The sequence below is a fragment of the Serratia sp. 22278 genome (genome assembly GCF_052045405.1).
GTDB lineage: Bacteria > Pseudomonadota > Gammaproteobacteria > Enterobacterales > Enterobacteriaceae > Serratia > Serratia marcescens.
Genome location: NZ_JBQEOW010000002.1, coordinates 110868 through 123930, shown reverse-complemented (window position 1 = coordinate 123930; position 13063 = coordinate 110868). Strand labels below are relative to the sequence as shown.

General features: G+C 63.0%; 11 protein-coding genes. 4 read left to right on the top strand and 7 right to left on the bottom strand.

What is annotated here, in order from left to right; genetic code table 11:
* Positions 1-38: 38 nt before the first annotated feature.
* Positions 39-611 carry an elongation factor P-like protein YeiP gene (gene yeiP, locus ACTJJ6_RS05195; protein ID WP_004935725.1) on the bottom strand — a complete coding sequence of 191 codons (573 nt, stop codon included), beginning with the start codon at positions 609-611 and terminating at the stop codon, positions 39-41.
* A 126-nt stretch (positions 612-737) separates the two neighbouring features.
* Complete coding sequence (gene mtr, locus ACTJJ6_RS05190) at positions 738-1982, bottom strand: tryptophan permease (RefSeq protein WP_440803153.1); 1245 nt, start codon at positions 1980-1982, stop codon at positions 738-740.
* 271 nt (positions 1983-2253) lie between these two features.
* Here mtr and ACTJJ6_RS05185 point away from each other — a divergent pair, with 271 nt between their 5' ends.
* Positions 2254-2508, top strand: coding sequence for a YkgJ family cysteine cluster protein (locus tag ACTJJ6_RS05185; RefSeq protein ID WP_015378527.1), 255 nt, complete (start codon positions 2254-2256; stop codon positions 2506-2508).
* Here the strand turns inward: ACTJJ6_RS05185 and ACTJJ6_RS05180 are convergent.
* The 4 genes from ACTJJ6_RS05180 to ACTJJ6_RS05165 all read right to left on the bottom strand — a co-directional run bounded on the left by ACTJJ6_RS05180 (position 2505) and on the right by ACTJJ6_RS05165 (position 8120).
* Positions 2505-3680 (bottom strand): sugar efflux transporter, encoded by a 1176-nt coding sequence (locus ACTJJ6_RS05180; protein ID WP_016926982.1) that lies wholly within the window; start codon positions 3678-3680, stop codon positions 2505-2507. The two genes, ACTJJ6_RS05185 and ACTJJ6_RS05180, sit on opposite strands and share 4 nt — an antisense overlap.
* Positions 3681-3835: 155 nt before the next feature.
* Positions 3836-6310, bottom strand: coding sequence for a trimethylamine-N-oxide reductase TorA (gene torA, locus ACTJJ6_RS05175; protein WP_016926983.1), 2475 nt, complete (start codon positions 6308-6310; stop codon positions 3836-3838).
* Between the two features lie 12 nt (positions 6311-6322).
* Positions 6323-7483 (bottom strand): NapC/NirT family cytochrome c, encoded by a 1161-nt coding sequence (locus ACTJJ6_RS05170; RefSeq protein ID WP_016926984.1) that lies wholly within the window; start codon positions 7481-7483, stop codon positions 6323-6325.
* A 214-nt stretch (positions 7484-7697) separates the two neighbouring features.
* On the bottom strand, positions 7698-8120 hold the full coding sequence (locus tag ACTJJ6_RS05165; protein WP_016926985.1) for a nucleotide triphosphate diphosphatase NUDT15: 423 nt from the start codon (positions 8118-8120) through the stop codon (positions 7698-7700).
* Positions 8121-8367: 247 nt separating this feature from the next.
* On the opposite strand from ACTJJ6_RS05165, the gene fruB reads away from it, so the two are divergent.
* From fruB to fruA, 3 genes are read left to right on the top strand one after another with little or no spacing between them, the layout of a single operon-like run.
* Positions 8368-9501, top strand: coding sequence for a fused PTS fructose transporter subunit IIA/HPr protein (gene fruB, locus ACTJJ6_RS05160; protein ID WP_033639846.1), 1134 nt, complete (start codon positions 8368-8370; stop codon positions 9499-9501).
* A complete protein-coding gene (fruK, locus tag ACTJJ6_RS05155) occupies positions 9498-10439 on the top strand; it encodes a 1-phosphofructokinase (RefSeq protein ID WP_015378523.1) in 942 nt (313 codons plus the stop codon). The genes fruB and fruK overlap by 4 nt, the downstream gene beginning before the upstream one ends.
* Positions 10440-10450: 11 nt before the next feature.
* On the top strand, positions 10451-12136 hold the full coding sequence (fruA, locus tag ACTJJ6_RS05150; RefSeq protein WP_049298894.1) for a PTS fructose transporter subunit IIBC: 1686 nt from the start codon (positions 10451-10453) through the stop codon (positions 12134-12136).
* Between the two features lie 61 nt (positions 12137-12197).
* Here fruA and nfo read toward each other — a convergent pair whose 3' ends face one another.
* On the bottom strand, positions 12198-13037 hold the full coding sequence (nfo, locus tag ACTJJ6_RS05145; RefSeq protein WP_049205268.1) for a deoxyribonuclease IV: 840 nt from the start codon (positions 13035-13037) through the stop codon (positions 12198-12200).
* Between the last annotated feature and the right edge of the window lie 26 nt (positions 13038-13063).

Below are 13063 nucleotides of genomic sequence, written 5' to 3'. Positions count from 1 at the left end.
AAATGAAACGGGGCCGAGCATCGGCCCCGCTGGCGCGACTAGTCGGCGCGGCTCATGTAGCGGCGTTCGGCGATATGAATGCGGATCTTGTCGCCGGCGCTGAGGTATTCCGGCACATGGATCACCAGACCGGTCGCCATGGTGGCCGGTTTGTTGCGGGCGCTGGCGGAAGCGCCTTTGATGCCCGGCGCGGTCTCGACGATTTCCATATCCACGGTCTGCGGCAGCTCCAGCGCCAGCACCTGGCCATCCAGCGTCAGCACCTGCATGCCCGGCAGGCCGCCTTCCGGAATGAACAGCAGCTCGTCTTCGATCTGGTCTTTCTTGAAGATGTACGGCGTGTAATCTTCGTCATCCATGAACACGTATTCTTCGCCGTCGATATAGGAGAAGTTCACCTTGCGGCGCGACAGGGAAATGGTGTCCAGGATATCGTCGCCCTTGAAGCGTTCTTCCACTTTCAGGCCGGTGCGCACGTCGGAGAAGCGCATTTTGTACAGGGTGCTGGCGCCGCGGGCGCTCGGGCTCTGCACGTCGATATCTTTTACCAGCAGCAGCTTGCCGTTGTAGCTGATCGCCATGCCGCGCTTAATTTCGTTAGCTCTTGCCATTTCAATTCATCCGCAATGAAGAGTATTAGAGAAGTTGCGACAAGGTACTCGCGCCGCCGATTTCAGGCAATAGCCCGGCGTAAAAACAGTGCGGGAAAGGGAGAGCAGGCGCTCTCCCTTCGAGGATTACCGGAAGACCGGCAGCAGGCCGAACAGCGACAGAATATGCGCGGCGGCGTTGATCAAGCCGAACAGGATGACGAACAGGATCACGCCGTTGCCGCCCGGTGCGCGGTAACCGGCCTGCGGATAGCGGCGGCGGCTGGCGCGCGCCATCAGCGCCGGCACGATCACCGCCCAGATGGTGGCCGCCAGCCCGGCGAAGCCGATGGCGTACAGGAAACCGTTCGGGAACAGCAGCGCGGCCAGGGTCGGCGGCACAAAGGTCACCAGCGCGGTCTTGCTGCGCCCGACGGCGTCGTCCTTGAACTTGCAGAAGTCCGCCAGGTAGTCGAACAGGCCCAGCGACACGCCGAGGAACGAGCTGGCCAGCGCCATATAAGAGAAGGCGTTCAGCAGTTGGCTGACGGTCTGGCTGCTGGAGACGTTGCCCATTTGCTTGAGCAGGCTGCCGATATTGCCGCCCTCGGCGATCACCTGCTTAAAGGCGTCGCGCGCGATATTGCCCTGAATCACATACTGCCACAGGATGTAGATCGCCAATGCCAGCAGGGTGCCGTACACCAGGCTGCGCACCACGGAGCCGCTGTCCTTGCGGTAGTACTTCACCAGCCCGGGAATGTTGCCGTGGTAGCCGAATGAGGTCAGCAGGTAAGGCAGCGCCGCCAGGGCGTAAGGCAGATAGCTGGCCTGGTCATCGCCGGTGTTGAACAGCACCGCGGGCTGCACGTGGGTAAACATGTCGCCCACCGACATCACGAAGGTGATCACCATACCGCCGATCAGAATGGTGCTCAGGCGGTCGACCGCGCGGGTGGAGAGCCAGACGATAAACGCCACGACCAGCGCGAACACCAGGCCGGCGGTGGTCTGGCCGACGCCGACGATGCCCTCCAGCGTGTGCGCGATGATCGAGCCGCCGGCGGAGATATAGGCGTAGGTCAGGATGTACAGCACGAACGCCACCGACAGGCCGTTCACGGCGTTCCAGCCTTTGCCCAGCAGATCCTTGACCATGGTGTTGAAGCTGGCGCCGCTCGGGTAGTTCAGCGTGGCTTCGAGGATCATCAGGCCGGAAAGCAGCATGCAGGCCCAGGTATACACCAGCAGCGCGACGGAGCCGCTGAACCAGACACCGGAAGTGACGATCGGAATGGAAAACATGCCGGCGCCAACGGCGGTTCCGGCAATGATCATCGCGCCGCCGAGGACGGAAGGGCGGGCCAGCTTCTGGATGGTGTCCGTAGACATGCGTGCTCCTGAGGGAAGAGGTTCTTTTGTACTAGCTCAATGGTACATGTGTGTGTGGCGCATGTAAAGCGTGGGAATTGCACGCTTCACGCGTTTTTGTCTTTAAATTGCGGCTTTTTGGGCGTTTATTCGCCATGCGGTGAATCGGCCGGGGTAAGAGGGGTGCGGGACGAGTGTAAAGATCGCCAAGGCGCAGGGATTCTGCTGGCGGCCACCGCGCGCGGCTGCTATTGTCGCGCTTCTTTTCCCCAGCCCGCCAGGAGTAGCGCTGATGGACTGTCGCAGCGACTGCGGCGCCTGCTGTATCGCGCCGTCAATATCCAGCCCGATCCCCGGCATGCCGAACGGCAAGCCCGCCAATACCCGCTGCATTCATCTGGATGAACGGCTGCGCTGCGGCCTGTTTCATTCGCCGTTGCGGCCGAAGGTGTGCGGCAGCCTGCAGCCGAGCCGCGACATGTGCCACGATCACCGCGATCAGGCGCTGATTTATCTCGCCAGGCTGGAAGCGGACACCGCGCCTTAAGCGTCTTTCAACCGCCACAGACACAGCGTCGCGCCTGCCGCCATCGCCAGCGCGGCGTAAAACACCGCATGGTAGCTCCAGATTTCCGCCACTGCGCCGGCGAGGGCGCCGGCGATGATCCAACCCACCCGAATGGTATTGGTGAACAGCGTGGTGGCCGTGCCGGCCTGACCGGGCATCAAATCCTGGAAATAGAGCATGCCTATCCCCGCCAGCACGCCGATAAACGCCGCATTCAGCAGCTGCAGAGCGATGAGTTGCCCACTGCCGGTGATAAGCAGCAGACCAGCGTAGAACAGCACGCCGGCGGCCGCCGCCACGCGCATCAGGAAACGCTTGCCGCAGCGTTTCGCCGCCAGCCCGGCGAGCAGCATGATGGGGATCTCCAGCCCGGCGGCGGCGCCCATCAATATCCCGGCCAGCCGCTCCGGCAGCCGCAGTTCGTGCACTACATACAACGGCATAGTGATCAGGTACATGCTGTTGGCGGTCCACATCAGGGTGCAGGCGGCGAACAGCAGCAGCGCATCGCGGCGATGCTGCCGCGGCGCGGCCAGCGGGGCGCCCGTCGCCACGGCTTTCGGCATCGAAGGCAACCGCTGCCACACCAGCAGGCCGCACAACACAAAGGCCGCCGCGCCCGCCAGATACAGGGTCTTGAAGCCGAATCCCAGCGCCAGCGCGAAGGCGATCGGCGGGCCGATTACCCAGGCGAGCGAGACCTGGGCGCGCATGATAGAGGTGAACATCACCGCCTCGCGCCCGGTGCGATCGGCGTGTTCGCGCGCCAGCGCGAACATTTGCGGGTTAGCGGTGGAGCCGAAGCTGGTGAGCAGCACGCCGACGAGCAGCAGCAGGTAATAGTTGCGGCTCCAGGCGAACAGGGTGAACCCCAACGCGCCCAGCATGCAGCAGAGGAAGATCAGTGATTTGCGGTCGCCTTTTTTATCCGAACGGCCGGCGAGAAACTGGCTGACCAGAATGCCGATCACCGCGCTGCCGGTAAAGAACAACCCAACCAGCGCCGGCCGCACCTTGACTTCGGTTTCCAGAAACAGGCTCAGCGTCGGGGTTTGCAACGCGCCGGCGATACCGGTCAGGAAGGCCACCGCCAAAAAGGCCAGTGAAGTGAGATCGGGCGTGCGTCGCGTTACTGCGGATGAAGTCGGCATGGCGGTTGATAATTCGTCGAAAAAGGGAGGTCGCGCGCATCATACGCCCGTTGAAAAGAAACGCAAACCGCTATCCCTCGGCGCAGAGTCAGCGACTCTGTCGCGCGGCGACGAGGAAAACAGGGGCGCGCCGCGCCCCCTTGCTTGCCGGTAAATCAGGCGCCTTGCGGCACCGCGTGTGCGGTATTTTTCAGCGCCGGCCCCTGATATTTCTCGATCTGCAGCTGCGCCATCTGCCCGCAGTTGCCCTGCGCCAGGCTGGAAGAGCCGATGTCGAAGGTCAGGCAGTTGACGTTGCCGTTCTTGCACAGCGAGCCGGGCTGCGCCGGATCGGCCGGATCGAACCAGGCGCCTTCGCTGATGCGCACCACGCCGGGCCGCACGTCTTCGCTGACCACCGCCCCCACCAGGATCTGGCCGCGATCGTTAAACGCCCGCACCAGATCGCCGCCGGTGATGCCGCGCGGCTGCGCGTCCTGCGGGTGGATCAGGATCGCCTCACGATCCGCCACCGCGTATTTCTTGCGCAGCGGCGTATTGTCGAGCTGGGAATGCAGCCGATTGGTCGGGTGCGCGGTATTGAGCGACAGCGGATACTTGGCCGCTTCCGGCCCGCGATACCACTCGTGCGGCGGCATCCAGGTCGGGATGCCGGGGCAATCCGCATAATGCATTTTGGCGATGGCGTCGGAGTAGATTTCGATCTTGCCCGACGGCGTGCCCAGCGGGTTAAGCAGCGGGTTGTCGCGATAGTCGGCAAAGCGCACCCACTGCTTATTGGCCTCCGGCACCGGGAAACGCACGTAGTTGTTGGATTGCCAGAACATGTCGAACGGCGGCAGCGCCACCCGCGCGGCGCGCGCCTGGTTTTTCATGTCGTCGTACATGCCTTTCAGCCACTGGGTTTCGTCCTTGCCTTCGGTAAAGGCTTCCTGCACGCCCAGCCTGGCCGCCATCGCCGAGAAGATGTCGAAGTCGCTGCGCGATTCGTGCTGCGGCGGCACGCATTGATGCATCGGGAACACGTAGAGCTGCGAATAGTCGCCGCCCATTTCCAGATCGTTGCGCTCGTAGCTGGTGGTGGCCGGCAGCACGATATCGGCATGCTTGGCGGTGGCGGTCCAGTAAGGCTCGTTGACCACGATGGTGTCCGGCCGCTGCCAGGCTTTGACCAGGTTATTGGTGTCCTGATGCTGGTGGAAGGTGTTGCCGCCCGCCACATACACCATTTTCACCTCGGGGTAGGTGACCTTGGCGCCGTTGAAGTCGATGGTTTTGCCCGGATTGCTCAGGCATTCGGCGATGCGCGCCACCGGGATCGGCGCCGGCGAGTTCTTCGGCGCATTGCCGGCGGAGATGCCGGCGATGATGCCGCCCTTGGCGGTCGGGCTGCCGCCGGACGAATAGTGGTAGCTGAAGCCGAAGCCGCCGCCCGGCAGGCCGATTTGGCCGAGCATCGCCGCCACCGTCACCAACAGCCAGTGCTGCTGTTCGCCGTGGTGCTGACGCTGAATGCCCCAGCCGCCCATGATCATGGTGCGGCTCTTCGCCATCTCGCGCGCCAACGCGCGCAGCGTGTCGGCATCGACGCCGCTGATGTCGGCCGCCCATTCGGCGGTTTTCGCCACGCCGTCGTTCTCGCCCAGCAGGTAGGCCTGGAACTTGTCGAAGCCGACGGTATAGGTTTTCAGGAAGTCCGGGTTATGCAGCTTCTCGGTCAGCAGCGTGTGGGCGATGCCGATCAGCATGGCGCCGTCGGTGTAAGGGCGCGGGGCGATCCACTGCGCATTGACGAACTTGGCGCTGTCATTGTGCACCGGATCGATGCTGATCACCCGGGTGCCTTTCTTCTTCAGCGCTTCGAAGCCGGTCTGGCCGACGTGATCCGGCACGTTCCAACTGTTCTTCAGCGTGACCATCGGGTTGCAGCCCCACAGGATCACCAACTCGCTGTTCTCGATCACGTTCGGCCAGGCGGTCTGCTGTTCGTAGACCTCCATCGAACCGACCACGTGCGACATGATCACCTGCGCCGCGCCGGTGGAGTAGTCGCCGGCGTAGCCGAGGAAACCACCGGTCAGGTTCATCAGGCGCTGCAGCAGCGTGCGGCTGTTGTGCAGCATGCCGACGCTTTTCCAGCCGTAGGAACCGGCGTAGATCGACTGCGGGCCGTGATCTTTCTGCAGGCGAACGATCTCATTGCACACCAGCTCGGTCGCTTTGTCCCAGCTGACGCGCACCCACTCATCGCGGCCGCGCAGCTCGGTGCGGCTGCCGGGGCCGCCTTCCAGCCAGCTTTTGCGCACCATCGGGTATTTGATGCGGTTCTCGGCGTGCACCTGATAAGGCGCCATGGTGATCAGCTCATTGGGATACGGATCGTCCTGCACCGGCTGCACGCCGACCATCTTGCCGTCCTGCACGATGGCCTCAAACGCGCCCCAGTGGGCGCCGGTCAGGATGCCTTTTTGCGCCTGACGCAAGACGATGAACTGCGGCAGCGCTTCGCTGATGGCCTGCGCCAGTGCCGCTTTGGGCCATAAGCCCGCCAGCAGCGGGGCGGCGGTCAGCGCGGCGGCGCCGGTCAGGAAGCGGCGGCGGCTCATTTTTAACGGTTGTTGGTTGCTCATTGCGCTTCTCCCTTAAAGCTTGGCCGGTGCGGCAGGTGGCATGTCGCTGGCGTGTTTTTGTACGTATTGCGTCAGCACGCGCAGCTGTTCCTGCGTCAGCGAGGTGCGCGGCGCCATGCCTTTGATGACGCCGATCCATTGGTTGGCGTTGAAGCGATCGAGCGCGGTCAGCCCGTGGCAGCCGGTGCAGTTGGCCGACATCATGTCCGCGGCGTAACGCCAGATTTTTTGCTGATCGTCGATCAGCTGCTTGCGCGGCAGCCACACCTGCAAAGAAACCTGATGCCAGACCAGGCCGGTTTCCGCATCGGTCTGAGTCGACGCGGTCTTCAGCTGTTGGCGCGCGTCCTCACCCAGCAGCACGCTGAGGATGCGCTTGCCCTGCGCGGCGTAAAACACTTCGCTGACGCCGTCTTGCTGCCAGCCGCTCACGGTGGCCAGCACCTTGTCGCCCTCCTGTTTCACCACCTGCACTTCGGTGGACGGCATCAGGTTGCCGGCGTTATGGCTGTCGTCCGCGCCGAGGAAGAACGGTTCGGTGGCGATGGTGTAGAGGGTGGTGGCGCCCGGGGCGGTCAACGCCGCGGCCTTCGCCAGCTCGGCGGCGCCGGCCTGGGTTTCGCCGCTCATGTCCGGCAGGATGTGGGCCACGCCCTTGTGGCAGTCGATGCAGGTTTCGCCCTGTTTGATCGCCACCGGGTGTTGCAGGCGCGCCTCAGGGCGCTGGGCGGTGATGTCCATGGCGTCGTAGCTGTGGCAGGAACGGCAGGTGGCCGAGTCGTTCTCTTTCAGCGTTTTCCAGACCGACTGCGCCATCGCCAGCTTGTGCGCTTCGTATTTTTCCGGCGTATCGATGGTGCCGACCATCTCGCCGTAAATGTCTTTCACCGCGCGGATCTTGGTCCACAGGTAGTCGATCGGCTGGTGCGGCACGTGGCAGTCGGCGCACTCGGCGCGGATGCCCTTGGTGTTTTGGAAGTGGACGCTGCCCTGATATTCGGCCAGCGGCTGTTGCATGGTGTGGCAGGAAACGCAGAAGGTGGTATCGCTGGTTTTATGGAAGACGGTGGCGGTCCCGGCCAACAGCGCCGCGCCGAGGATAATCCCCAGCAGCAAAAGCCATAGCCATCCCCACCGGCGCTTTTTTTCAAAGCCAGTCAGTTTTTTGCTCATGGTAAACCCGCTTATAATTATGAATTTAAAATAAAATCTTGCCAAAAGGCCACCGACCGGAGGTCAGAATGCCACGTCGATTGCAGGGGTAATGATAGAAGAGGGTTAACCCTATAGGGTTATCCGTAGTCAAAAAAATGGCATATATCGCAAAAAATAGCGTTATATTCTATTTTATATAGCGGTGGGCGGCGCAGCGCGCGCTCGCGATGGGTCAGGCCGTGGGCAGATAGGCCTGGCCGCTCAGCCACAGGCGGATCGCCGTGCGGCTGGCTTCGAAATGGGGTTCCGGCAGGGCGTCCGGCGCGCACCAGCGCCATTCGGCGCATTTCTCGGGCTCTTTCAGCTCGGCGTTGCCGCCGGGGTGATCCACCTGCAGGCAGATAGACACGGTGTGTTTGCCTTCGGCGCGCCAGGTTTGCAGATTGTTGCTGACGCCAACGAAGCGCGGCGGATCGATAAGCAACCCGGTTTCTTCGGCGATTTCGCGCTGGGCGCACTGCTCGAAGGTTTCACCGGCATCCAGATGCCCGCCGGGGATCGACCAAAAGGGCGCGTGGGAGCCGCAGCGTTTACCCAACAAAATCTCGCCTTGAGGGTTGACGATGATCACCCCGACGCCCGTCACTACGTTCATGCTTTTCTCCGTCAGCAAAGTTTCAGCACAGTATGTCATTTTGCTCCGGCGCTGACCAATGAGCCGATGAAAGTGTGCGTAAGCTCAAAAATCTGCAATGGCGAAAGGGAGAAAGCTTGCTTTCGTCTTGTGCAGCTCACACACTCCTTGAAACGTTTCAGCGTTGTCCGGCCGCTTGTGGCGAACGGGTAACGCTCCTTTTTCTCAATAAAGCTGAAACGATTCAATTCAGCAGGAGAGGAGAATCATGTTCCAGTTGTCACCGCAAGACATTCATCTGGGCGCCGTTGCCGACGGTAAGCAAGAGGCCATCCGCCTGGTGGCCGCCGCCCTGACCGACGCCGGCTGCGTCAGCGCCGGTTACGTGGACGGCATGCTGCAGCGCGAACTGCAGACGTCCACCTATCTGGGTAACGGCATCGCCATTCCGCACGGCACCACCGATACTCGCGATCTGGTGTTGAAAACCGGCGTGCAGGTGTTCCAGTTCCCGCAGGGCATTGCGTGGGGCGAAGGCCAGACCGCCTATGTGGCGATCGGCATCGCCGCCCGCTCCGACGAGCATTTGGCGCTGCTGCGCCAGCTCACTCACGTCCTGAGCGATGACAGCGTGGCGGAGCGGCTGGCGCAAACCACCTCTGCGGAGGAACTGCGCAGCCTGCTGATGGGCGAACAGCAGAGCGCCGAATTCCAGTTCGACGTCTCGCTGATTGCGCTCGACGTCGCCGCCGACAGCCTGATGACGCTGCAGGCGCTGAACGCCGGCCGGCTGCAAAAGGCCGGCGCGGTCAACGCGCAGTTCGTCAGTGATGTCATCACCCGCAAGCCGCTGAACCTGGGGCAGGGCATCTGGCTGAGCGACAGCGTCGAAGGCAACCTGGCCAGCGCGGCCACCGTCAGCCGCCCGGCGCAGGCTTTCGTGGAAGACGGCGAGCCGGTGGCGCTGCTGCTGACGGTGTCGGTCGCCGACGCGCAGCCGCTGGCGGTGCTCAACTACCTCAGCGATCTGCTGCTGGCCAGTAAAGCTGAACGTTTGCTGAAGGCGGATGCCGCCGGGGTGCTGGCGCTGCTGACCAGTGAAGTGGCTGAGGAAAGCAGCGTGCTGAGCGCCGAATTCGTGATCCGCAACGAGCATGGTCTGCACGCGCGGCCGGGCACGGCGCTGGTCAACGTGATCAAAAGTTTCAACAGTGACATCACCGTCACCAACCTGGACGGCAGCGGCAAGCCGGCCAACGGGCGCAGTCTGATGAAGGTGGTGGCGCTGGGCGTGAAGAAAGGGCATCACCTGCGCTTTACCGCCAATGGAGAAGATGCTGAAGCCGCGCTGAAGGCGATAGGCGAAGCGATTAATGAAGGACTGGGCGAGGGCGCAGCATGAGCAGAAGAGTAGCAACGATCACCCTGAACCCGGCGTACGATCTGGTGGGTTTCTGCCCGCAGATCGAGCGCGGGGAAGTCAACCGGGTAAAAACCGCCGGCCTGCACGCCGCCGGTAAGGGCATCAACGTCGCCAAGGTGTTGAAGGATTTGGGCATCGACGTCACCGTCGGCGGCTTCCTGGGCAAAGACAATCAGGACGGTTTCCAGCTGCTGTTCAGCGATCTGGGGATCGCCAACCGCTTTCAGGTGGTGCCGGGGCGCACCCGCATCAACGTCAAGCTGACGGAAAAAGACGGCGAAGTGACCGATTTCAACTTCTCCGGCTTCGAAGTGACGCCGCAGGACTGGGATCGCTTCGTCAGCGACTCGCTGAGCTGGCTGGGCCAATTTGACATGGTGGCGGTGAGCGGCAGCCTGCCGGCCGGCGTCGATCCCGACGCCTTTACCGACTGGATGACCCAGCTGCGCGCCAAGTGCCCGTGCATCATTTTCGACAGCAGCCGCGAAGCGCTGGTCGCCGGGCTGAAGGCCTCGCCGTGGCTGGTCAAACCGAACCGCCGCGAGCTGGAAATCTGGGCCGGTCGCCCGCTGCCGACGCTGGCGGACGTGGTCGAGGCCGCGCATGCGCTGCGCGAGCAGGGCATCGCCCACGTGGTTATCTCCCTTGGCGCGGAAGGCGCGCTGTGGGTTAACGCATCCGGCGCCTGGATCGCCAAACCGCCGTCCTGTGAGGTGGTCAGCACCGTGGGCGCCGGCGATTCGATGGTAGGCGGTCTGATTTACGGCCTGCTGATGCGCGAATCCAGCGAACACACTCTGCGTCTGGCCACGGCGGTAGCGGCGCTGGCGGTCAGCCAGAGCAACGTCGGCGTGACCGATCGTCCCCAGTTGGCCGCGATGATGGCGCGCGTCGATCTGAAACCTTTCAATCAATAGCAGGAGGCAGAATGAAAACGCTGCTGATGGTAGACAGTTCGCTGGGGCAGGCCCGTGGCCACCTGGCGAAACGCATGCTGGAGGCCGCCGCGGCCAAAACCGGCCTGACGCTGGTCGAGTCGCTGCAGGACGCCGAACTGGTGGCGGTGGCGGGGCAGGCTGCCCCTGCTGACGCCGGGCTGAACGGCAAATTGGTGTATGTGGGCGATGTAGAACAGGCGGTGCGTGAACCGGACGCTTTTCTGGCGCGCGCCAGGGCCGAAGCTGAAACCTATCAGGCACGGCAGGCGGCGCCGCCGGTGAAAGCCGATGGGCAAAAACGCATCGTGGCGATCACCGCTTGCCCAACCGGCGTGGCGCACACCTTTATGGCGGCCGAAGCCATTGAAAGTGAAGCGAAGAAACGCGGCTGGTGGGTGAAAGTGGAAACGCGCGGCTCCGTGGGCGCCGGTAACGCCATCACCCCGGAAGAAGTGGCGGCGGCGGATCTGGTGATCGTCGCGGCGGACATCGAGGTGGATCTGGACAAGTTTGCCGGTAAACCGATGTATCGTACTTCCACCGGTCTGGCGCTGAAGAAAACCGCGCAGGAACTGGACAAGGCGCTGGCCGAAGCTGAAGTGTTCCAGCCGCAGCAGCGCGGCGGCGCGGCGCCGGCGGCGAAGAAGAAAGAGGGCAACGGCCCGTATCGTCACCTGCTGACCGGCGTGTCCTACATGCTGCCGATGGTGGTGGCCGGCGGCCTGTGTATCGCGCTGTCTTTCGTGTTCGGCATCAAGGCGTTTGAAGTCAAAGGCACGTTGGCGGCGGCGCTGATGCAGATCGGCGGCGGCTCCGCCTTCGCGCTGATGGTGCCGGTATTGGCCGGTTTCATCGCCTTTTCCATCGCGGATCGTCCGGGCCTGACGCCGGGCCTGATCGGCGGCATGCTGGCGGTGAGCACCGGCGCCGGGTTCCTCGGTGGCATCATCGCCGGTTTCCTGGCGGGTTACGTCGCCAAGGCGATCAGCAGCAAGCTGCGTCTGCCGCAGAGTATGGAAGCGCTGAAACCTATCTTGATCATTCCGCTGGTGGCCAGCCTGATCACCGGTCTCATCATGATTTACGTGGTCGGCACGCCGGTGGCGAAAATCATGGAAGGCCTGACCCATTGGCTGCAATCGCTGGGCACCGCCAACGCCGTACTGCTGGGGGCAATCCTCGGCGGCATGATGTGCACCGACATGGGCGGCCCGGTGAACAAAGCGGCCTATGCATTCGGCGTGGCGCTGCTCAGTTCCTCGGTGTATGCGCCGATGGCGGCAATCATGGCGGCGGGCATGGTGCCACCGCTGGCGATGGGGCTGGCGACGCTGCTGGCGCGCCGCAAGTTCCCGAAATCCGAACAGGAAGGCGGCAAGGCGGCGTTGGTGCTGGGGCTGTGCTTCATCACCGAAGGGGCGATTCCGTTCGCCGCCCGCGATCCGATGCGTGTGCTGCCGTGCTGCATCGCCGGCGGGGCGCTGACCGGCGCGCTGTCGATGGCGTTCGGCGCCAAACTGATGGCGCCGCACGGCGGGCTGTTCGTGCTGCTGATCCCGGGCGCGATTTCGCCGGTGCTGCTGTACCTGGTAGCGATCGCCGCCGGCACGCTGTTGGCCGGGGTGGCTTATGCCCTGCTGAAACGTGCTGAAGTACCGGCGGCCAGCGTGGCGTAACGGCGATCCAGCCATAAAAAAACCGGAGCCCAGGCTCCGGTTTTGTCGTTTGGGCGCCGCGTTACTGCTGCGCTTTCAGCCAGGCGATCTCTTCCGCCCAGATGTCCGGGTTTACCGTTTCCAGAATCAGCGGGATATTGTCGAAACGCGGATCGCGCATGATGTAGCTGAACACCGTTTTGCCGATGTTGCCTTCCCCCAGGCTGTGGTGGCGGTCGACGCGGCTGTTGAACTCGCTCTTGGCATCGTTCAGGTGCATGCCGCGCAGGTAATTGAAGCCGACGATGTCGCCCAACTGCTTGAAGGTATGCTCGCAGTCTTCTTCGGTACGCAGATCGTACCCGGCGGCGAAGGCGTGGCAGGTGTCGATGCAGACGCCGACGCGGCTTTTGTCTTCCACGCCGTCGATGATCGCCGCCAGGTGTTCGAATTTGAAGCCCAGGTTGCTGCCCTGGCCGGCGGTGTTCTCGATCACCGCCGTCACGCCGGCGGTTTTATCCAGCGCGATATTGATCGATTCGGCGATGCGCGCCAGGCACTTGTCTTCATCGATTTGCAGCAGGTGGCTGCCGGGGTGGAAGTTCAGCAGCGTCAGCCCCAGCTGTTCGCAGCGCTGCAGCTCGTCGATAAACGCCTCGCGCGATTTTTCCAACGCCTCGGCCACCGGGTGGCCCAGGTTGATCAGGTAGCTGTCGTGCGGCAGGATCTGCCCCGGCCCGAAGCCGTACTGGGCGCAGGCGCTCTTGAACTTATCGATAACGTCGGCGGCCAGCGGCGCGGCCTTCCATTGACGCTGATTTTTGGTGAACAGGGCGAACGCGGTCGCCTCCAATTCGTGCGCGCGGATAACCGCCTGATCCACGCCGCCTGACGCGCTGACATGTGCACCGACAAACTTCATCTTCATTCTCCTGTGTTATCGGTGAC

Bases quoted from the DNA above. Each gene is read 5' to 3' on its own strand.
- fruA (WP_049298894.1), top strand. From the start codon at position 10,451: ATGAAAACGCTGCTGATGGTAGACAGTTCGCTGGGGCAGGCCCGTGGC.
- torA (WP_016926983.1), bottom strand. From the start codon at position 6,310: ATGAGCAACCAACAACCGTTAAAAATGAGCCGCCGCCGCTTCCTGACC.
- ACTJJ6_RS05180 (WP_016926982.1), bottom strand. From the start codon at position 3,680: ATGCCGACTTCATCCGCAGTAACGCGACGCACGCCCGATCTCACTTCA.
- fruK (WP_015378523.1), top strand. From the start codon at position 9,498: ATGAGCAGAAGAGTAGCAACGATCACCCTGAACCCGGCGTACGATCTG.
- mtr (WP_440803153.1), bottom strand. From the start codon at position 1,982: ATGTCTACGGACACCATCCAGAAGCTGGCCCGCCCTTCCGTCCTCGGC.
- ACTJJ6_RS05165 (WP_016926985.1), bottom strand. From the start codon at position 8,120: ATGAACGTAGTGACGGGCGTCGGGGTGATCATCGTCAACCCTCAAGGC.
- ACTJJ6_RS05170 (WP_016926984.1), bottom strand. From the start codon at position 7,483: ATGAGCAAAAAACTGACTGGCTTTGAAAAAAAGCGCCGGTGGGGATGG.
- ACTJJ6_RS05185 (WP_015378527.1), top strand. From the start codon at position 2,254: ATGGACTGTCGCAGCGACTGCGGCGCCTGCTGTATCGCGCCGTCAATA.
- nfo (WP_049205268.1), bottom strand. From the start codon at position 13,037: ATGAAGTTTGTCGGTGCACATGTCAGCGCGTCAGGCGGCGTGGATCAG.
- yeiP (WP_004935725.1), bottom strand. From the start codon at position 611: ATGGCAAGAGCTAACGAAATTAAGCGCGGCATGGCGATCAGCTACAAC.
- fruB (WP_033639846.1), top strand. From the start codon at position 8,368: ATGTTCCAGTTGTCACCGCAAGACATTCATCTGGGCGCCGTTGCCGAC.